Source organism: Streptomyces sp. 351MFTsu5.1 (assembly GCF_000383655.1).
Taxonomy (GTDB): Bacteria; Actinomycetota; Actinomycetes; order Streptomycetales; family Streptomycetaceae; genus Streptomyces; species Streptomyces griseorubiginosus.
In genome coordinates this window covers 183,847-203,237 of sequence record NZ_KB911788.1, presented here as the reverse complement: position 1 = coordinate 203,237, position 19,391 = coordinate 183,847, and the positions used below count along the sequence as shown (strand labels likewise).

General features: G+C 70.7%; 16 protein-coding genes. 4 read left to right on the top strand and 12 right to left on the bottom strand.

Going from position 1 to position 19,391, the window contains the following annotated elements:
• Window positions 1–68: 68 nt before the first annotated feature.
• The 4 genes from infB to rimP all read right to left on the bottom strand — a co-directional run bounded on the left by infB (window position 69) and on the right by rimP (window position 5,280).
• Entirely contained in the window at window positions 69–3,212 is a 3,144-nt protein-coding gene (infB, locus tag H295_RS45730) for a translation initiation factor IF-2 (RefSeq protein WP_078616770.1), read from the bottom strand.
• 146 nt (window positions 3,213–3,358) lie between these two features.
• Window positions 3,359–3,655 carry a YlxR family protein gene (locus H295_RS45725; protein WP_078616769.1) on the bottom strand — a complete coding sequence of 99 codons (297 nt, stop codon included), beginning with the start codon at window positions 3,653–3,655 and terminating at the stop codon, window positions 3,359–3,361.
• A gap of 129 nt (window positions 3,656–3,784) precedes the next feature.
• A complete protein-coding gene (nusA, locus tag H295_RS0128865) occupies window positions 3,785–4,780 on the bottom strand; it encodes a transcription termination factor NusA (protein ID WP_020138834.1) in 996 nt (331 codons plus the stop codon).
• 2 nt (window positions 4,781–4,782) lie between these two features.
• Entirely contained in the window at window positions 4,783–5,280 is a 498-nt protein-coding gene (gene rimP, locus H295_RS0128860) for a ribosome maturation factor RimP (protein WP_020138833.1), read from the bottom strand.
• Between the two features lie 176 nt (window positions 5,281–5,456).
• Here rimP and H295_RS0128855 point away from each other — a divergent pair, with 176 nt between their 5' ends.
• Genes H295_RS0128855 through H295_RS0128845 form a run of 3 tightly spaced genes read left to right on the top strand, consistent with a single transcriptional unit; the run spans window position 5,457 to window position 7,450 of the window.
• A complete protein-coding gene (locus H295_RS0128855; protein WP_020138832.1) occupies window positions 5,457–6,014 on the top strand; it encodes a hypothetical protein in 558 nt (185 codons plus the stop codon).
• A complete protein-coding gene (locus H295_RS0128850) occupies window positions 6,011–6,457 on the top strand; it encodes a ferritin-like domain-containing protein (RefSeq protein WP_020138831.1) in 447 nt (148 codons plus the stop codon). Before H295_RS0128855 ends, H295_RS0128850 begins: the two co-directional genes overlap by 4 nt.
• 60 nt (window positions 6,458–6,517) lie before the next feature.
• Window positions 6,518–7,450 carry an aminoglycoside phosphotransferase family protein gene (locus tag H295_RS0128845; RefSeq protein WP_020138830.1) on the top strand — a complete coding sequence of 311 codons (933 nt, stop codon included), beginning with the start codon at window positions 6,518–6,520 and terminating at the stop codon, window positions 7,448–7,450.
• Window positions 7,451–7,492: 42 nt separating this feature from the next.
• Here H295_RS0128845 and H295_RS0128840 read toward each other — a convergent pair whose 3' ends face one another.
• The 3 genes from H295_RS0128840 to H295_RS0128830 form a co-directional block, all read right to left on the bottom strand.
• A complete protein-coding gene (locus tag H295_RS0128840) occupies window positions 7,493–9,196 on the bottom strand; it encodes a proline--tRNA ligase (protein ID WP_020138829.1) in 1,704 nt (567 codons plus the stop codon).
• 179 nt (window positions 9,197–9,375) lie between these two features.
• Window positions 9,376–9,906: a GNAT family N-acetyltransferase gene (locus H295_RS0128835; RefSeq protein ID WP_020138828.1), complete on the bottom strand. Its 531-nt coding sequence runs from the start codon at window positions 9,904–9,906 to the stop codon at window positions 9,376–9,378.
• A 211-nt stretch (window positions 9,907–10,117) separates the two neighbouring features.
• Window positions 10,118–10,966, bottom strand: coding sequence for a GNAT family N-acetyltransferase (locus tag H295_RS0128830; RefSeq protein ID WP_020138827.1), 849 nt, complete (start codon window positions 10,964–10,966; stop codon window positions 10,118–10,120).
• 263 nt (window positions 10,967–11,229) lie between these two features.
• Between H295_RS0128830 and H295_RS48430 the strand changes: the two genes are divergently transcribed.
• The gene (locus H295_RS48430) at window positions 11,230–11,358 is read left to right on the top strand and encodes a hypothetical protein (RefSeq protein ID WP_020138826.1); all 129 of its coding nucleotides are present in this window, start codon (window positions 11,230–11,232) and stop codon (window positions 11,356–11,358) included.
• 10 nt (window positions 11,359–11,368) lie between these two features.
• Here the strand turns inward: H295_RS48430 and ispG are convergent, their stop codons facing one another.
• The 5 genes from ispG to H295_RS0128800 form a co-directional block, all read right to left on the bottom strand.
• Window positions 11,369–12,526, bottom strand: a complete 1,158-nt coding sequence (gene ispG, locus H295_RS0128820; protein ID WP_028809840.1) for a flavodoxin-dependent (E)-4-hydroxy-3-methylbut-2-enyl-diphosphate synthase — start codon at window positions 12,524–12,526, stop codon at window positions 11,369–11,371.
• Window positions 12,527–12,697: 171 nt separating this feature from the next.
• Window positions 12,698–14,614 (bottom strand): recombinase family protein, encoded by a 1,917-nt coding sequence (locus tag H295_RS0128815; RefSeq protein ID WP_158691068.1) that lies wholly within the window; start codon window positions 14,612–14,614, stop codon window positions 12,698–12,700.
• Window positions 14,615–14,794: 180 nt separating this feature from the next.
• The gene (locus H295_RS0128810; protein ID WP_106960964.1) at window positions 14,795–16,087 is read right to left on the bottom strand and encodes a M50 family metallopeptidase; all 1,293 of its coding nucleotides are present in this window, start codon (window positions 16,085–16,087) and stop codon (window positions 14,795–14,797) included.
• An 8-nt stretch (window positions 16,088–16,095) separates the two neighbouring features.
• Window positions 16,096–17,352 carry a 1-deoxy-D-xylulose-5-phosphate reductoisomerase gene (dxr, locus tag H295_RS0128805; RefSeq protein ID WP_020138822.1) on the bottom strand — a complete coding sequence of 419 codons (1,257 nt, stop codon included), beginning with the start codon at window positions 17,350–17,352 and terminating at the stop codon, window positions 16,096–16,098.
• 74 nt (window positions 17,353–17,426) lie between these two features.
• Window positions 17,427–19,358, bottom strand: coding sequence for an acyl-CoA dehydrogenase family protein (locus tag H295_RS0128800; RefSeq protein WP_020138821.1), 1,932 nt, complete (start codon window positions 19,356–19,358; stop codon window positions 17,427–17,429).
• Window positions 19,359–19,391 lie beyond the last annotated feature (33 nt).

Here is a 19,391-nt window from a genome sequence, read left to right as displayed (position 1 = left end):
GGGCCGATCGACGGATATTCCCAGAGGGAACGGCTCCGCCGATCGGCCCCGATCGCGTGCTGTGACGGTCAGCCTCGCGGCTTCTCGCGCATCTCGTACGTCGCGATGACGTCGTCGATCTTGATGTCGTTGAAGTTTCCGAGGTTGATACCGCCCTCGAAGCCTTCGCGGATCTCGGTGACGTCGTCCTTGAAGCGGCGCAGGCCCTCGATGTTGAGGTTCTCCGCGATGACCTTGCCATCGCGCAGCAGACGGGCCTTGGTGTTGCGCTTGACCTCGCCGGACCGGATGAGAACACCCGCGATGTTGCCCAGCTTGGACGAGCGGAAGACCTCGCGGATCTCCGCCGTACCGAGCTCGACCTCTTCGTACTCCGGCTTGAGCATGCCCTTGAGGGCCGCCTCGATCTCCTCGATCGCCTGGTAGATGACCGAGTAGTAGCGGACGTCCACACCTTCGCGCTCGGCCATCTGCTGTGCCCGCCCGGCGGCGCGCACGTTGAAGCCGATCACGATGGCGTCCGAGCCCATCGCCAGGTCGATGTCCGACTCCGTGACCGCACCGACGCCGCGGTGCAGGACGCGGATGTCGACCTCTTCGCCGACGTCCAGCTGGAGCAGGGAGGACTCGAGGGCCTCGACGGAACCAGAAGCGTCACCCTTGATGATGAGGTTGAGCTGCTGGACCTCGCCGGCCTTGAGCACCTTGTCCAGGTCCTCGAGCGAGACACGGCGCGTGCGCTTGGCGAAGGCCGCGTTGCGCTCGCGGGCGGCACGCTTCTCGGCGATCTGACGGGCCGTACGGTCCTCGTCGACCACCAGGAAGTTGTCGCCGGCGCCCGGGACGTTGGTCAGGCCCAGGACCTGGACCGGCGTCGACGGGCCGGCCTCGGCCACGCTGTTGCCGTTGTCGTCGTGCATCGCCCGGACTCGGCCGTACGCGTCGCCGACCACCATGGTGTCGCCGACCCGCAGCGTGCCGCGCTGGACGAGGACCGTCGACACGGCGCCACGGCCGCGGTCGAGACGGGACTCGATCGAGATGCCCTGCGCATCCTGGTGCGGGTTGGCCCGCAGGTCGAGCGAGGCATCGGCGGTGAGGATCACGGCCTCCAGCAGGGAGTCGATGTGCAGACCCTGCTTGGCGGAGATGTCGACGAACATGGTGTCGCCGCCGTACTCCTCGGCCACCAGACCGTACTCGGTGAGCTGACCGCGCACCTTGGTCGGGTCGGCGCCCTCGACGTCGATCTTGTTGACCGCGACGACGATCGGTACCTCGGCCGCCTTGGCGTGGTTGAGCGCCTCGACCGTCTGCGGCATGACGCCGTCGTTGGCCGCGACGACCAGGATCGCGATGTCCGTCGACCGGGCACCACGGGCACGCATGGCGGTGAACGCCTCGTGACCCGGGGTGTCGATGAAGGTGATCTTGCGCTCTTCGTCGTTGACCTCGGTCGAGACCTGGTAGGCACCGATGTGCTGGGTGATGCCGCCGGCCTCGCCCGCGATGACGTTCGTCTTGCGGATGGCGTCGAGCAGTCGGGTCTTTCCGTGGTCGACGTGACCCATGACGGTGACGACCGGCGGGCGGACCACCAGGTCCTCCTCGTCGCCCTCGTCCTCGCCGAACTCGATGTCGAAGGACTCGAGCAGCTCGCGGTCCTCCTCCTCCGGGCTGACGATCTGAACCGCGTAGTTCATCTCGCCCGCGAGGAGCTGGAGCGTCTCGTCGGAGACGGACTGCGTGGCCGTGACCATCTCGCCGAGGTTCATCATGACCGCGACGAGGGACGCCGGGTTGGCGTTGATCTTCTCCGCGAAGTCGGTGAGGGAGGCACCGCGCGACAGGCGAATGGTCTCGCCGTTGCCGCGAGGCAGCATCACGCCGCCGACCGACGGGGCCTGCATGGCCTCGTACTCCTGGCGCCTCTGCCGCTTCGACTTGCGACCGCGACGCGCGGGACCGCCGGGACGACCGAAGGCGCCCTGCGTGCCACCACGGCCACCGGGACCGCCGGGACGACCACCGAAGCCGGGACGACCGCCGCCACCGGCACCGGGACCACCCGGACGGCCGGCGAAACCGCCACCACCGGCACCGGGAGCACCGGGACGACCGGCGAAACCGCCACCGCCGCCACCGGGACGACCGGCGAAGCCGCCGCCGCCACCCGGGCGACCGCCGCCGCCACCGGGACGACCGCCGCCACCGGGACCGCGGCCACCGGGGCCACCGCCGCCGGGACGCGGGCCGGCAGCCGGACGCTGCGGCATCATGCCGGGGTTGGGACGCGGGCCGCCGGGGCCGCCGCCGGGACGGGGACCGCCCTGCGGACGGGGCATGCCGCCCGGGCTGGGACGGGCGCCGCCCGGAGCCTGCGGACGGGGACCGCCCGCCGCGCCCTGGGGACGGGGACCGCCCTGGCCCTGACCCTGCGGACGCGGGGCGCCGCCGGGAGCGCCGCCGGGGCCACCAGGACCGCCGGGACGCGGGGCACCGCCCGGACGGGGCGCCTGCGGGCGCGCCATGCCGGTGGAGCCACCAGAGGTGAAGGGGTTGTTGCCCGGACGGGGACCGGCCGGACGGGCACCGGGACGAGCACCCTGGCCACCCGGACGCGGGGCGCCGGGACGGTCGGTGCGGTCACCGCGGCCCTGGCCGCCCTGACCGGGGGCACCGGCCGGACGCGGGGCGCCGGGACGCGGGGCCTGCTGGCCGGCCGGACGCGGGGCGCCCGGACGCGGGCCGGAGCCCTGGCCCTGCGAACCCTGGCCCTGGGAGGCCGGAGCGGCGGGAGCCGACGGGGGTGCCGTGAACTCGGGCGTGGTCGGAGCCGGGGACGCCGGCGCGGGGCGCGGCGCGGGCTTCGGGCCCGGGGTGGGACGGGGGCCGGGAGTGACCGGCGCGGCGGGAGCCGCGGGCCGCTCGGCGGCGGCCGGCTTGGGGGCCGGCGGGCGCGGGGCGGCCGGACGGGCTGCCTGCGCGGGAGAGGGGGCCGCCGGACGTGCCGGGGCGGCCTTGCGTGCGGGGGCGGACTTGCCGCCTCCGTTGCCCTGCTGGAGGGCGTCCGTCAGTTTACGGACGACGGGCGCTTCGATGGTCGAAGACGCCGAACGGACGAATTCACCGAGTTCCTGGAGCTTGGCCATGACGACCTTGCTCTCAACCCCGAACTCCTTGGCGAGTTCGTATACCCGGACCTTAGCCACTTCGCTCCTTTTAGGTCCGGGTGTGTCCGGACCGTCGCTACTTCATGGGCGTACTCATCGCGTGCTCATCGAGTGCTCATCGCAATCTCGACCTACTTCCAACTCGCGGGGTACCAGGGCCGCACGGGGGTTCCGCACGACCTTCCTTACGGTGTTGCCTGCCGGCAACTCTCTGTCTGCTCGACGTACTGGCGCAACGCGTTTGTGTCGAGCGCTCCCGGGGCGCGCAGCGCCCGCGTGAACGCCCGGCGGCGTACCGCCTGGTCGAGACAGACCAGGGCGGGGTGGATGTACGCACCCCGGCCGGGCAGCGTACCGCGATGATCGGGGACGCATGCGTCCTTGATCGCCACGATGCGCAGCAGATCGGTCTTGGCCGCTCGCTGCCTGCATCCCACACAGGTGCGTTCAGGGCATGCGCGGGCGTGCGTCCGGCCAGACACTCTTAAGTCTACCTCCCCGTAACGACCTCACCCCTTGGGGGCAGGGATCGAACGGTTGTTGTCGTGATCTCAGCGGCGTACGGCTTGGATCTATTCCTCGGCCCTGTTCCGCTGTCCTGTTCCGCGGTCCTAGCGGTCCTGGTCGGCGGGCTGCTCGGTGTCCGGCCGGATGTCGATCCGCCAGCCGGTGAGCCGGGCGGCGAGCCGGGCGTTCTGCCCTTCCTTGCCGATGGCGAGGGAGAGCTGGTAGTCGGGGACGGTCACGCGCGCGGAGCGGGCGGCCATGTCCACGACCTCGACCTTGGAGACCCGGGCCGGCGACAGCGCGTTCGCCACCATCTCGGCCGGGTCGTCCGACCAGTCGACGATGTCGATCTTCTCACCGTTGAGCTCGCCCATGACATTGCGCACCCGGCCGCCCATGGGGCCGATGCAGGCGCCCTTGGCGTTCAGGCCCGAACGGGTGGACCGGACGGCGATCTTGGTGCGGTGACCGGCCTCACGCGCGATGGCGGCGATCTCGACGGAGCCGTCGGCGATCTCGGGCACCTCCAGGGCGAAGAGCTTCTTCACCAGGTTGGGGTGCGTGCGCGAGAGGGTCACGGACGGGCCGCGCACACCTCGCGCCACCCGTACGACGTACGACCGCAGCCGCATGCCGTGCGGATACGTCTCCCCCGGGACCTGCTCCTGCACCGGCAGGATGGCCTCCAGCTTGCCGATGTCCACGAGGACGTTCTTCGGGTCGCGGCCCTGCTGGACCACGCCCATGACGATGTCGCCCTCACGTCCCGCGTACTCGCCGAGCGTCGCGTCGTCCTCGGCGTCGCGCAGCCGCTGGAGGATGACCTGCTTGGCGGTGGTGGCGGCGATCCGGCCGAAGCCCGAGGGGGTGTCGTCGAACTCGCGGGCCTCCTGGCCCTCCTCGATGTCGTCGGGGTCCTCCTTCGCCCACACGGTCACATGGCCGGTCTCCCGGTTGAGCTCCACGCGCGCGTGACGGCGGCTTCCCTCGGTGCGGTGGTAGGCGATGAGGAGGGCCGACTCGATCGCCTCGACCAACAGGGGGAAGGAGATCTCCTTCTCCCGCACCAAGCCCCGCAGGGCACTCATGTCGATGTCCACGGCTACGCCTCCTCTTCGTTCTTGTCTTTGCGGTTGAACTCGACCTGCACGCGCGCCCTGTCGATGTCGGAGAAGGCGATTCTGCGCGCGGTGGCCTTGCGGCCCTTCACACCGGGGACCTCGAGGTCGAGGCCTTCGTCGTCGACGGTCAGGATCCGCGCGACCAGTTCGCCGCCGTCGGTCAGCTGGAACTTCACCAGCCGGTCCACGGCGCGCACGTAGTGCCGGTGCTCCTTGAGGAGCCGCTCGGCGCCCGGGGTGCCGACCTCGAGGGTGTACTCCCCCGCGCCCATCGCGTCGTCCTCGTCGAGCTTCGCCGAGAGCGCACGGCTCACATCGGCGATCTGGTCCAGGTCGGCACCGGTGTCGGAGTCCACGACGACGCGCAGCACGCGCTTGCGGCCGACGGAGTCCACGGCGATCTCTTCGAGATCCAGGCCCTGGGAGGTGACGAGCGGTTCCAGGAGCTCTCGCAGCCTCTCGCTCTGGGTGGTGCTCATCCGGGTGACTCCTCGGCCGCGTGTGCTGTTGTGGGTAGGTCGCGTGTCTGGTCAAAGGGTATCCGGTCGCGGGGGGTGTTGCCGTCCAGGTGAGGTCGGATGCGCGGGTACCGTGATCGCCGGCGGGCCCGACCTCCCGCCCGTGTGTTCGTACGAGCTTCCCGAGGACGTCTGCCGTGTCGTACCCCCCTCCGCCGCGCGTTCCCCCGGGGCCGCGTAGAAGATCCCTGCTCGCGTCGGTCGCCGGGGGCGTCCTGCTGACGGGATGCTCCGCCGGCGCCGGGAGCGGTGAGGAGGGGACCTCCGGCAGTCCCTCCGTCGCGGAGCGGGTACGCGCGCGTGCGGCGCGGGACAGCCGGGGGATCGTCGAGCGGTACGACGCCGTCCTGGCCGCCTTTCCCACGCTCGCGGAGCGGGTGGGGCCGTTGCGGGCGGAGGCGGTGCGGCACGCGGAGGCGTTCGGGCAGACGGCCCCGAAGCCCTCGCCGAGCCCGTCGGACAGCCCCTCCGGCACACCGGACGGCGCCTCGCCCTCGCCGTCCGCCTCTCCGTCGGTCGCCGTGCCCGCGACCGAGAAGGACGCCCTCGTGCAGCTCGCCGCCGTCGAACGCGAGCTCGCCGACCGGCGGGCCAAGGCGCTGCTGGACGTGCCGGGCGAGCTGGCCCGGCTGCTGGCCTCGGTGGCGGCGGCCGGCGCGGCCCACGCCTATCTGCTGACGGAGGGTTCCCGATGAGCGAGAAGCGTGAGCTGGAGGCCCTTCAGGAGGCGCTGGCCGCCGAGCACGCGGCGGTCTACGGCTACGGCGTCGTCGGCGGCCGGATCGGAGCCGCCCGGCGCACGGAGGCCGTGGCCGCCTACGACTCCCACCGGGCCCGCCGGGACACCCTGGCGCGCGCCATAGGGGACCTGGGCGGCACCCCGGTGGCCGCGTCGGCCGCGTACGCGCTGCCCTTCCCGGTGCCGGACGCGGCCGCGGCCGTACGGCTCGCCGCCGTCCTGGAGGACCGGGTGGCCGGGGTGTACGCGGACGTGGTCCGGGCAACCGAGGGCGAGCGGCGCGGCACCGCCGCCGAGGCACTGCGGGAGGCCGCGGTGCGGGCGGTGCGCTGGCGGGGCGGCAGCGTAGCCTTCCCTGGGCTCGCGGAGCGGGCGGGAACGGCATCGCCCACGGCGTGACACGGCAGTCGCCGCGGCGGGACACGGCGGGACACGGCATCGGAAGGGAACGACTCGCGCATGGCTTTCGAACCGCCGCAGCGACTGGTACGGGCGCTCGCCGAGAGCGCTCCGGACGGTGACGCCTGGGTGGAGGAGCTGCCCGAGGCGACCGAACGAGCCGTCGCCGCGCGGGAGTTGACCGTGGAGCGCGTCCAGGTTCCGGGCGGGCGCAGCAGCCTGGTCGTGCTGGTGCGGCTGCCCGACGGCACCCCAGCGGCGCTGAAGCTGGCCCCGCCGCGGTACCGGCCGGAGGCGGAGCGTTCGGCCCTTGCGCACTGGGGCGGCCTGGGGGCCGTCCAGCTGATCGAGCCGACCGCGACGGACGGTGTCCCGCCGACGGACGGTGTCCCGCTGACGGAAGGCGTCCTGCTGCTTGAGCGGCTGCACCCGGATGTCTCCGTGCGGTCGCTGCCGGAGGCGAAGGCGTGGCTGGAGGCGGCGGGGACACTGCGGCGGCTGTGGGTGGCGCCGCCCGAGGGGACCGCCTTCGAGACGGTGGCCGAGCGGACCGGACGGCAGGCCGTGGCCATGCGGGGCGCGTCCGCCCCGGCGGAGGTGGCGGCACTGGTGGACGCGGCGCTCGCGGCCCGCGAGGAGCTGCTGGCCGCGCCGCCCGAGGTGCGGTTGCTGCACGGGACGTTCCGGCAGAGCAAGGTGCTGGCGGGCGACCGCGCCCCCTGGCTGGCGGTGGGGCCGGATCCGGTGGTCGGGGAGTGCGCGTTCGACCTGGCCCGGCTGGTGCGGGACCGGGTGGAGGACCTGATCGCCTCGCCGTCGGGGGCCGCGACCACGCGCCGCCGGGTGAAGCGGCTCGCGGAGTCCCTGGACGTGGACCAGGAACGGCTGCGCGGGTGGACGCTGTTCCGGGCCGTGGAGTCCGGAGTGCGGGCGCTGCGCGTGGGCCGGCCCCGGGACGCGGAACTGTTGCTGGAGTTCGCCGGGTGGCTGTGAGGCGGCGCTCGTGCACGCCGCCTCACCGTGTGCCGGTTCTCCCTACGCGCTCAGGCGGGCGATCGCCTCGTCCACCGTCAGCTCCTCGCGCTCGCCGGTGCGGCGGTCCTTGAGCTCCAGGACGCCCTCGGCGGCACGGCGGCCCGCGACCAGGATCTGCGGTACGCCGATGAGCTCGGAGTCGGTGAACTTCACGCCCGGGGACACCCCGGCCCGGTCGTCGACCAGGACCCGCAGGCCCGCCGCGCGCAGCTTCTCGGAGACGTCGAGGGCCAGGTCGATCTGGAGGGCCTTGCCGGCGGCGACGACGTGCACGTCGGCCGGGGCGACCTCGGCGGGCCAGCACAGGCCCTTGTCGTCGGCGGTCTGCTCGGCGAGGGCGGCGACCGCGCGGGAGACGCCGATGCCGTAGGAGCCCATGGTCACGCGGACCGGCTTGCCGTTCTGGCCGAGGACGTCGAGCTTGAGGGCGTCGGCGTACTTGCGGCCCAGCTGGAAGATGTGGCCGATCTCGATGGCACGGTCCAGCTTGAGGCCGGTGCCGCACTTCGGGCACGGGTCGCCCTCCTGGACGACCACGACGTCGACGTACTCGTCGACCTCGAAGTCCCGGCCGGCGACGACGTTCTTCGCGTGCGTGTGCTCCTTGTTGGCCCCGGTGATCCACGCGGTGCCGGGCGCCACCCGCGGGTCGGCGATGTACTTCAGCTTCTCCTGACGGCCCTGCGGACCGACGTACCCGCGGACGAGGTCGGGGCGGCCGACGAAGTCCTCCGCCGTCACCAGCTCCACGGCGGCGGGCGCGAAGTGCGCCTCGACCTTGTCCAGGTCGACCTCGCGGTCGCCGGGGACGCCGACGGCCACGATCTCGCCGTCGACCTTCACCAGGAGGTTCTTGAGGGTGGCGGAGGCCTCGACGCCGAGGTGGGCGGCGAGGGTCTCGATGGTCGGGGTGTCCGGGGTGGGGATCTCCTCGAGGGCGGGGACGGCGGTACCGTCCACCGGCTTCAGCTCGTAGGTGATCGCCTCGGTGTTGGCCGCGAAGTCGCAGTTCGGGCAGTCCGCGAAGGTGTCCTCGCCGGCCTCGGCGGGGGCGAGGAACTCCTCCGACTTGGAGCCGCCCATCGCACCGGCGGTGGCCGCGCAGATGCGGTAGTCGAGGCCGAGGCGCTCGAACACCTTCTGGTAGGCCTGGCGGTGCAGGGCGTAGGACCGGGCCAGGCCCTCGTCCTCGGTGTCGAAGGAGTAGGAGTCCTTCATCAGGAACTCACGGCCGCGCAGGATGCCGGCCCGGGGGCGGGCCTCGTCACGGTACTTGTGCTGGATCTGGTAGAGGATGACCGGCAGGTCCTTGTAGGAGGACGCCTGGTCCTTCACCAGCAGGGTGAAGATCTCCTCGTGGGTCGGGCCGAGGAGGTAGTCGCCGCCCCTGCGGTCCTGGAGCCGGAACAGCTCGGCGCCGTACTCGTCCCAGCGGCCGGTGGCCTCGTACGGCTCCCTCGGCAGCAGGGCGGGGAGCAGGACCTCCTGGGCGCCGATCGCGTCCATCTCCTCGCGGACGATCCGCTCGACGTTGGCCAGCACCTTCTTGCCGAGCGGCAGCCAGGACCAGATGCCGGCGGCGGTGCGGCGCACGTACCCGGCGCGCACGAGCAGCTTGTGGCTGAGGACCTCGGCGTCCGCCGGGTCGTCGCGCAGCGTCTTCGCCATCAACTGCGACATGCGCTGGACCGGTGCGTTCGCCATGGTTCTCGTACTCCTGCCGGGAAAGGGTGATGGCCGGGGATGCCTGGCACCTTCCCGTCGTCCGCCGGGAGGGCGGGCCGCGCGGAGTCCGGTGCGGGTGACCGCGAGGCGCCGGAGCCACCCTCGACGGGGATCCCCGGCGCGAGTTTAAGCCGGGGGCCGGTGCCGGTGGAAATCCGTCAGCGGCGGCGCAGCGGCAGTGGGGCGCCCATCACGGCGTACGGCTTCGGGGCGCTCGGGAAGAGGACCTGGCGGGCGAGGTCCTGGTAGCCGAGGGAGTGGTACAGGCCGCGGGCCGGGCTGTCGGTGTCGATCGCGGAGAGGATCGAGCGGGGCTGCGTGGCGCCGTCGGTGATGGTGGTGATGAGGGTCCGGCCGATGCCGCGGTTCTGGTGGTGGGGGTGGACGTGCAGCTCGGTGATCACGAAGGAGTCGTCGAGCCAGAGGTCGTTGTGCTGGGCGCGGAGGTAGGGCTCCACGACGGTGGACCACCAGTGGGTGCGGTCGTTGGGCATGCCGTACACGAACCCGACCAGGGCCCCGCCGACCGTCGCGCCGAGCGCTCTCGCGCCGGGGTAGGTCATGTGCCGCAGCACGATCTGCCGCCGCACCGCGACCTCGTCGGCCCCGAGACCGAAGGCGACGGCCTGCACTGCGAGGGCCTCGTCCACGTGGGCGGACAGGTCCAGGGGGCCGATGACGAGGTCCATGTCGGCAGGGTACAGGGGGTGTTCGGGCGGGGGGTGCGGGGCGGGGCGGCTGTGGGGCGGGGCTGCCGCGGAGCCGGGCTGCCGCGGAGCCGGGCTGCCGCGGGGCGGGGCTGCTGCGGCTGATCGGGCGGATCCGCGCGCTGCGTGCACTCCCTTCGGGTGCGGGACCCCCCGGCGACCGAGGTGGACCGTCACCCTCCGGCAGCCGGAGTCAGAACAGCACGCTCATGAACGCGCCGACCTCCTGGAAGCCCACGCGCGTGTACGTCCTTCTCGCGGGCGTGTTGAAGTCGTTCACGTAGAGACTCACCACGGGGGCCACGTCCGCGAGGGCGTAACGCAGCACCGCCGCCATGCCGGGGGCGGCCACTCCCCTGCCCCGGTACTCGGGGGCCACCCAGACGCCCTGGATCTGACAGGCTCGGTCCGTCGCCGCGCCGATCTCGGCCTTGAAGACGACCTTGCCGTGTTCGTCGAGACGGGCGAAGGAGCGGCCGGATCCGACCAGTTCGGCGACCCGGGCCTGGTAGAGCAGTCCCCCGTCGCCGGCCAGCGGTGAGACGCCGACCTCCTCGGTGAACATCGCCACGCAGGCCGGCATGATCGTCTCCATCTCGTCCTTGCGGATGCGACGGACGTACGGATCCGGGGCGACCTCGGTGGACATGCGGTCGGTGACCATGAGCGGCTGGTGGCCGCGGACCTCCCGGGCCGGGCCCCAGGTGGGTTCCAGCAACCGCCACAGCTGGGCGGTGGGTTCGGCGGGCCCGACGATGGAGGAGCAGCGGCGGCCGGCCCGTCTCGCCCGGTCGGCGAAGGCGCGCACGGCTCGCGGGGTCGCGCAGATGGGCACCAGGTTGGCGCCGGCGTAGCAGAGGGACGTCAGCATGCCGTCCTCGTACCAGCCCCACATCTCGCCGCCGAGCCGCCAGGGGTCGAGGCCGGCCACCTGAACCCTCGACGTCACGAAGGCGTTCGCGACCGGCTCACGGTCGAGGACGGCGAGCGCGGCGTCCAGGTCGCTCGGTTCGAGGACCCGGGAGGTCGTCTGGGTCAACACGGGCGGGGCCTCACGGTGGGGTCTGCTGATCTCCGCACTGTACCTGCGGAAGCTGAGCCGTGCCGACCTGTGTTCGGGCACCGGTCGGTTGAGAGACACCCGGCGCTCTGGGTGGCCGTCCCCTGGGGGCTGCGCCCCCAGACCCCGCTTCGGCCCGAAAGGGCCTCGTCCTCAAACGCCGGACGGGCTGGAATGCCTGACCGGCGCCGGGATGTGTTGCCTCTCCTGTGCCTGGGCGCTCAGCTCAGGCACAGGAGAGGCAGATGAGCTGTTCGCAACACGGCACGACACCCGGAACCGTATCCGACCCCGGGCCGTCGGTGCTGCGGGGCGACCGGGACGCCGGCCTCGGCCTCTACCGGGAGCCGAACGTCTGGATGCGGCACCGGTGAGCCGCAGGCGTCAGCCCGCCACCGACACCGAGGGCTCGCCCGACTCCACGCCCGCGTCCTGCATCTGCTCGGCGATCTTCATCGCCTCCTCGATGAGGGTCTCCACGATCTTGGACTCGGGGACGGTCTTGATGACCTCGCCCTTGACGAAGATCTGGCCCTTGCCGTTGCCGGAGGCGACGCCGAGGTCGGCCTCGCGGGCCTCGCCGGGGCCGTTGACGACACAGCCCATGACGGCGACGCGCAGGGGGACCTCCATGCCGGTCAGGCCTGCCGTGACCTCCTCGGCCAGCTTGTAGACGTCGACCTGGGCGCGACCGCAGGACGGGCAGGAGACGATCTCCAGGCCGCGCTGCTTGAGGTTGAGGGACTCCAGGATCTGGTTGCCGACCTTGACCTCCTCGACCGGCGGGGCCGAGAGGGAGACGCGGATGGTGTCGCCGATGCCCTGGGAGAGGAGGGCGCCGAAGGCGACGGCCGACTTGATGGTGCCCTGGAACGCCGGGCCCGCCTCCGTCACACCGAGGTGCAGCGGGTAGTCGCACTGCGCGGCGAGCTGCTTGTACGCCTCGATCATGACGACCGGGTCGTTGTGCTTCACGGAGATCTTGATGTCGCGGAAGTCGTGCTCCTCGAAGAGGGACGCCTCCCACAGAGCCGACTCCACCAGGGCCTCCGGCGTCGCCTTGCCGTACTTCTGGAGCAGGCGGCGGTCGAGGGAGCCCGCGTTCACGCCGATCCGGATCGGCGTGCCGTGGTCGCGCGCGGCCTTCGCGATCTCCTTGACCTTGTCGTCGAACTGCTTGATGTTGCCGGGGTTGACGCGTACGGCCGCGCAGCCGGCCTCGATCGCCGCGAACACGTACTTCGGCTGGAAGTGGATGTCCGCGATCACCGGGATCTGCGACTTGCGCGCGATGGTCGCCAGCGCGTCCGCGTCGTCCTGCGTGGGGCACGCCACCCGCACGATCTGGCAGCCGGACGCCGTGAGCTCGGCGATCTGCTGGAGCGTGGCACCGATGTCCGACGTACGCGTCGTGGTCATCGACTGCACGGAGACGGGGGCGTCACCGCCGACCGCCACAGACCCGACCTGGATCTGCCGGCTCTTGCGGCGCTCGGCAACCCTGGTCGGAACGGACGGCATGCCGAGAGAAATCGCAGTCATCTGCTGTGCAACCCCAAGTCGTGGATCAAGGTCCAGGTCCCGTCAGCGGCGGGCTCCAGACTTCGAGATTACGGCACCGACCGGCCCACGAGCACATCCCGCCCGCCAAACCCACTCAATGGAAGGCGGCCCGCCACATAGCGTGCCGGGCCGCCCTCGAACCCCGTACGGCTAGGAGATTCCGACCCGGCGAACGCCGTGGGACGAGCGAATGGACAGTTCCGGAGCGGCTGCATGAATCAGCACAGGAGTCCCCTCTCCGCCCTCACCGAGGAGCTCCATGATCTCCGCCCACACTCCGTCCGCCAACCAGGTGCGCTGCCGGAACCGGACCTTCCGAGGGTCACCGAAACGCTCCGGAAGATCCCGCCACAGAACACCCGTACGCAGTCGATGGAGCATCCCCGTGAGAGCAGCTCGTAGGTCGAGCGGCGAACGGAAGTGGTGAGACCGGTACCTGGAGCGGAGAAACGCCTCGACGCGGGCCCACTGAATGTCCGTCGGATCGGGAGGGACAGGCGTGCCCGTGCGCTCGTGCCACTGCGTCGTCAGACACTTCTTGCCCTCGCGGTACCGGAACTCCCGGTCCGCGATCTCGACCCGCACCTCCAGCGACTCGATCAGGTGCCGCTGCTCCGAAGGCGACAGGTCCCGGCTGTCCGGCGCGGCTGCCCCCAGGACAGCCGAGAGTCGAACATCCCTTCCGGCTCTGGCCTCAAGTTCCTCAAGCCGGTCCCGCGCATGCGCGAGGATGCGTTCCAGCGCTCCCTGATCAGCTGCGAGTTGCCGCACCGCGGCAGCGACGACGCGACTGTGCTGCGCCTGACACCGCAGTCCGCCCAGTTCCTCCGCACACTGCGCGACAAGTCGCTCCAGGGACCTCACCCGCTCGGCATGCTGGATCAACCCTGCCTGTGCCTCGGGGGATGCCGAGAGCATCGGCCGATCCCGTAGGGGCATGGCTGCCAGCTGAGCGTTGATGTGTCGTGCCACCTGTTCCTCGGCGTAGTCAGCGCGCAGGCACAGACAGCCGCAGGAGACGTCTTGCTGCCATCCCGAACAGCGGTACGTCCGTACTCCGTCATTGCTCCGGAAGCACCCGACATAGGGCCGGCCGCAGGGCCCATGAACTCGCCCGGTGAGCGGGTACTCCCCCAGAGGCGTCCTGCGCGGCCGGGCCAGCTCCGCCAGCGCCTGCTGGAAGGCGTCGGTTCGATCCGCCGCGAGGATCGCAGGCAGCGGGATCACCACGCTCTCGCCGTACAGCGGCTGTCCGGAGTCGTCGAGCCTTGTGCAATGACCGCCCCATTGCTGATCGGAGCGGCGAAATACTGCCTCTCCGAGAAATGCCGCGCCTCTCAGCCGTCGGTGCAGGTTGGCCCTGGTCCACTGCCTGCCGCTGCGCGTAGGGATGCCTCGCCGATTCAGTTCCTCGGCAAGGTCCATGAGAGTCCTGCCACCTTCGATCACAAGGTCCGCCAGCAGCCTCACCACTGCGGCCTCGGCCGGATCGATTTCAAGAGTCGATCCGAAGCCTCCCTTTCCATTGATCCGGTAACCGTAGGGAGCTGGGCCGCCTGGCCAACCGCCGCCGACTGCCTTGAGCTGCCTGCCCGTCTGGGTGCGGATGACGATGCGCGAGTAATCCGCCTCCACCGACCGCGCCAGCCGGTCGATCGTGAGCCACCTGTCGAGTCCCGGTTCCCCCAGATCCTGCTCACAGCACTCAAGTGCCGCACCTGCATCCTCGATCTGCCAGAGGCAGTGCCAGATGGCCGCTTCAGTCCGCCCCAAACGGTCAAGGCTGGACACGACCACGACGTCCACCCTGCCCTCGGCGATTTCCGTGAGCAGTTCATTCAATCCAGGCCTCGAAGTTGTCGAACCTGATTCGCCGAGGTCCTCCCAGGACCCCTCAAGTCGCCACGTCGCACGCTTCTCCACGAACGCCCTCGTGGCCTTGGCCTGAGCCGGAATTCCATACCTTCGCTTCTGCTCCGCCGTCGAGACGCGCATGTACGCGGCGACCGCGAGCGCTTGGGAGCTCCTGCCCTTGTCTTCTACTAGTGGCGCAGTACCTTGCTGCATGTCAGTCCCTTCGAGACTGGCCAGACCCCAGGGTGTTGGCGCACCGCTGGGGTCACCCATGAACAGCAAGAACGTACGAAGTCCGCACCTGCGCCACACGAACAAGCCCCGCCTTTCACCCATGTGAGCTATGGGGGTGAAAGGCGAGGCCTGTTTGCCTTGATAGAAAATGACCGATTCTCAGCTGATCCTGACCGGGTTAACTACATCGGCGACGAGGACCAAAAGGGTGAAGCAAATAAAGATGCCCGCCACCACATAAGCCACCGGCATCAGCTTCGCCACGTCGAACGGGCCCGGGTCCGGGCGCTTCAGCACCTTCGCCAGGTTGCGGCGGAGGGACTCCCACAGGGCGCCCGCGATGTGGCCTCCGTCCAGGGGGAGCAGCGGGAGCATGTTGAAGAGGAACAGGGAGAGGTTGAAGCCCGCGACCAGCATCAGCGCCATGGCGAGTTGCTGGGTGGGCGGGATGTCGAGGGTGAAGATCTCTCCGCCGACCCTGGCCGCTCCGACCACGCCCATCGGGGAGTCCGGCTGGCGCGGGGCGTTGTCGAACGCCGCGTTCCACAGGGCCGGGATCTTGCCGGGAAGGGCGGCCAGGGAGTCGACGGCCTCGCCGACGCGGTCGCCCATCCACACCACGGAGTCGCCGAAGTCCTGCTTGACGATGCCGGTGGCGGCGCTGAAGCCGAGGAAGCCCGCGGTGACGTACTCGCCCTGGACGTACTGGCCGCTGGAGTCCTTCTTGGCGACCTGGTTGGAGGCGATCTTCGCGGTGAGCGTGAGGTCCTTGCCGTCGCGCTCGACGACGATCGGGACCGTCTTGTCGGGGTTGGCGCGGATGAGGTCGGAGAGCTTGTTCCAGTCGTCGGTGCGGACGCCGTTGAACGCGATGATCTTGTCGCCCGCCTTGAGGCCGGCGGCCGCCGCCGGGGAGGCGGGGTCGGAGGCCTTGCAGGTCTCGCGGTTCTGGCTCTGGGCGATCACGCACTTGGAGACCGAGCTGACCGTGTTGGTCTGCTGGGAGATGCCGAAGCCCATGAGGACCGTGAGGAACAGGGCGACGGCGAGGACGAGGTTCGCGAAGGGGCCCGCGAACATCACGATGACGCGTTTCCAGGGCTTACGGGTGTAGAAGAGGCGCTTCTCGTCGCCGGGCTGGAGCTCCTCGAAGGCGGCCGAGCGGGCGTCCTCGATCATGCCGCGCCAGGGGGAGGTCGAACGGGCGCTTATCCGGCCGTCGTCGCCGGGCGGGAACATGCCGATCATGCGGATGTAGCCGCCGAAGGGGACGGCCTTGATGCCGTACTCCGTCTCGCCCTTCTTGCGGGACCAGACGGTGGGGCCGAAGCCGACCATGTACTGCGGCACGCGGATGCCGAACAGCTTGGCGAAGGACAGGTGACCCAGTTCGTGCCACGCGATCGAGACAAGGAGGCCGAGGGCGAAGAGCCCTATGCCGAGGATGAACATCAGGGTCGTCATGCACGGGCCTCCGCCGTCTGTGCCGTCAGTTCCCGGGCCCGGGTTCGCGCCCAGGTCTCCGCTTCGAGGACGTCCGCGACGGTGAGCGAGGTTCCCCGGCTCGGGGTGCCGTGCTCGTCCACCACCCGGGTCACGGTCTCCATGATCCCGTTGAACGGCAGTGCGCCGGCCCGGAAGGCCTCGACGCACTCCTCGTTGGCGGCATTGAACACCGCCGGGGCCGTGCCCGCGAGCTCGCCCACGTGTCGCGCGAGGTTCACCGAGGGGAACGCCTCGTTGTCGAGCGGGAAGAACTCCCAGGTCGACGCCTTGCTCCAGTCGAAGGCGGGGGCCGCGTCGGGGACGCGCTCGGGCCAGCCGAGACCGATGGCGATCGGCCCCCGCATGTCGGGGGGCGTCGCCTGGGCGATCGTGGATCCGTCGGTGAACTCAACCATCGAGTGGACATACGACTGGGGATGCACGACCACCTCAATGCGGTCGAAGGGAATGTCGTAGAGGAGGTGTGCCTCGATGACTTCGAGACCCTTGTTGACGAGGGTCGCGGAGTTGATGGTGATGACCGGGCCCATGGCCCAGGTGGGGTGGGCGAGGGCGTCCTCGACGGTCACCTGGGCGAGATCTGCTTTGGTACGGCCGCGGAAGGGGCCGCCGGACGCCGTGACGACCAGCTTGCGTACGTCGGCGCGCGTCCCCGAGGCCAGGGACTGGAAGAGGGCCGCGTGTTCGGAGTCGACCGGGATGATCTGGCCGGGCTTGGCGAGCGCCTTGACCAGCGGGCCGCCCACGATGAGGGACTCCTTGTTGGCGAGCGCGAGGGTGCGGCCCGCCTCCAGGGCGGCGAGGGTGGGGGCGAGGCCGATGGAGCCGGTGATGCCGTTGAGGACGGTGTGGCAGTCGGAGGCGGCGAGGTGGGTGGCCGCGTCGGGTCCGGCGAGTATGTCGGGGAGCGGTCGGCCCGGGCCGTAGTGACTGGTGAGCGCCTCGCGCAGCTGCGGGACGACGTCCTCCCGGGCGACCGCGACGGTCCGCACCCCGAGCCGGTGCGCCTGCTCGGCGAGGAGCGCGACCCGGCCGCCGTTGGCGGAGAGCCCGGTGACCCGGAACCGGTCGGGGTTGCGCAGCACGAGGTCGATGGCCTGGGTGCCGATGGAGCCCGTGGAGCCGAGGATCACCACGTCCTTGGGGCCGTCGCCCGCGAGGGGGTCGTAGACCAGGTGGGGGTCGGCGAGGGGGGCTGGACTGTCGCTCATCGTTCCATTGTGGCCGTAAGGGCCGTGTAGGAGGACAGCGCGTCCCCCGACGGGGGACGCGCTGTCCCGGGCCGTCACCGGATCGGGCGGTGGACGTTTTCCTTCTCGGAGGGGCCGGGGGTGGCGTCGGCGATCCAGACGCCTTCGCCGGAGGGGTCGACGATGCCGTCCTCCAGCCAGGCGTAGGTGCCGGACATGACGCCCTTGACGACCTTGCGGTCCTGGTCGTCGGTGTTGTTCCAGAGGCGGCCGAAGAGTTCCTCGACGCGCAGCCGGGACTGGTGGCAGAAGGCATCGGCGAGCTGGTAGGCCTCGCGGCCGTGGGACTCGGTGCTGCGCAGCAGTTCGGCCCGGACGCAGGCCGCGGACATGGCGAACAGCTCCGCGCCGATGTCCACGATCCGGCCGAGGAAGCCCTGCTTGGTCTCCATGCGGCCCTGCCAGCGGGACATCGCGTAGAAGGTGGAGCGGGCGAGCTTGCGGGAAGTGCGTTCGACGTAGCGAAGATGCGTCGAGAGGTCGACCTCGCGCTTGAACTCGGCGTAGGAGGTGGGAAGTTGTCCGGGGCCTGCGACCAGTTTGGGGAGCCACTTGGCGTAGAAGACGCCGGCGTTCGCGCCTGCCTTCGCCTTGTCGGACAGGGACTTGTCCGGATCGATCAGGTCGCCCGCCACGGAGAGGTGGGCGTCGACGGCCTCGCGGGCGATGAGCAGGTGCATGATCTCGGTGGAGCCCTCGAAGATGCGGTTGATGCGCAGGTCGCGCAGGACCTGCTCGGCGGGTACGGCCTTCTCGCCGCGGGCCCGCAGCGATTCCGCCGTCTCGAAGCCTCGGCCGCCGCGGATCTGGACGAGTTCGTCGGCGACGAGCCAGGCCATCTCGGAGGCGTAGAGCTTGGCGAGGGCGCCCTCGATGCGGATGTCGTTGCGGTTCTCGTCGGCCATCTGGGACGAGAGGTCGAGGACGGCCTCCAGGGCGAAGGTGGTCGCCGCGATGAAGGAGATCTTGGAGCCGACGGCCTCGTGGTGGGCGATCGGCTTGCCCCACTGCTCGCGGGCGGCGGACCATTCGCGGGCGATCTTCAGGCTCCACTTGCCTGCGGCCACGCAGGAGGCGGGCAGGGAGAGGCGGCCGGTGTTGAGGGTGGTGAGCGCGATCTTCAGGCCGGCGCCCTCGGGGCCGACCCGGTTCGCGGCCGGGACGCGGACCTGGTGGAAGCGGGTGACGCCGTTCTCGATGCCGCGCAGGCCCATGAAGGCGTTGCGGTTCTCGACGGTGACACCGGGTGAGTCGGTCTCCACGACGAAGGCGGTGATGCCGCCCTTGTGGCCCTCGCTCTTCGGCACCCGGGCCATGACCACGAGGAGGTCGGCGACCACGCCGTTGGTGGTCCAGAGTTTCACTCCGTCGAGGATGTAGTCGTCCCCGTCGGGCAGTGCGGTGGTGGCGAGGCGGGCCGGGTCCGAGCCGACGTCCGGCTCGGTGAGCAGGAAGGCGCTGATGTCGGTGCGGGCGCACCGGGGCAGGAACTTCTCCTTCTGCTCCTGGGTGCCGAACAGTTTGAGCGGCTGCGGTACGCCGATCGACTGATGGGCGGAGAGCAGCACGCCGATGGCGGGGCTCGCGGAGCCCACGAGGGCGAGGGCCTTGTTGTAGTACACCTGGGTGAGACCGAGGCCGCCGTACTTGGGGTCGATCTTCATGCCGAAGGCGCCGAGTTCCTTGAGCCCGTTGACGATGTCGTCGGGGATGCGGGCCTCGCGTTCGATGAGCGCGCCGTCGACCTTGGTCTCGCAGAAGTCGCGGAGCTGGGCGAGGAACTCCTCGCCGCGCCTCGCGTCCTCGGCGGGGGGCACGGGGTGCGGGTGGATGAGGTCGAGCCGGAATCGCCCGAGGAACAGTTCCTTGGCGAAGCTGGGCTTGCGCCAGTCCTGCTCCCGGGCGGCCTCCGCCACCTCGCGGGCCTCGCGTTCGGTGACGACGGGCTTGGTGGACGGTGCGGACATGCGGGCTCACCTCGTCGCGAATCGGGATCTTGG

Coding starts and splice junctions, on each gene's coding strand:
- rimP (WP_020138833.1), bottom strand. CDS start 5,280: ATGAGCACCACCCAGAGCGAGAGGCTGCGAGAGCTCCTGGAACCGCTC.
- H295_RS0128850 (WP_020138831.1), top strand. CDS start 6,011: ATGAGCGAGAAGCGTGAGCTGGAGGCCCTTCAGGAGGCGCTGGCCGCC.
- H295_RS0128845 (WP_020138830.1), top strand. CDS start 6,518: ATGGCTTTCGAACCGCCGCAGCGACTGGTACGGGCGCTCGCCGAGAGC.
- H295_RS0128840 (WP_020138829.1), bottom strand. CDS start 9,196: ATGGCGAACGCACCGGTCCAGCGCATGTCGCAGTTGATGGCGAAGACG.
- H295_RS0128835 (WP_020138828.1), bottom strand. CDS start 9,906: ATGGACCTCGTCATCGGCCCCCTGGACCTGTCCGCCCACGTGGACGAG.
- H295_RS48430 (WP_020138826.1), top strand. CDS start 11,230: ATGAGCTGTTCGCAACACGGCACGACACCCGGAACCGTATCCGACCCC.
- ispG (WP_028809840.1), bottom strand. CDS start 12,526: ATGACTGCGATTTCTCTCGGCATGCCGTCCGTTCCGACCAGGGTTGCC.
- H295_RS0128815 (WP_158691068.1), bottom strand. CDS start 14,614: ATGCAGCAAGGTACTGCGCCACTAGTAGAAGACAAGGGCAGGAGCTCC.
- H295_RS0128810 (WP_106960964.1), bottom strand. CDS start 16,087: ATGTTCATCCTCGGCATAGGGCTCTTCGCCCTCGGCCTCCTTGTCTCG.
- dxr (WP_020138822.1), bottom strand. CDS start 17,352: ATGAGCGACAGTCCAGCCCCCCTCGCCGACCCCCACCTGGTCTACGAC.
- H295_RS0128800 (WP_020138821.1), bottom strand. CDS start 19,358: ATGTCCGCACCGTCCACCAAGCCCGTCGTCACCGAACGCGAGGCCCGC.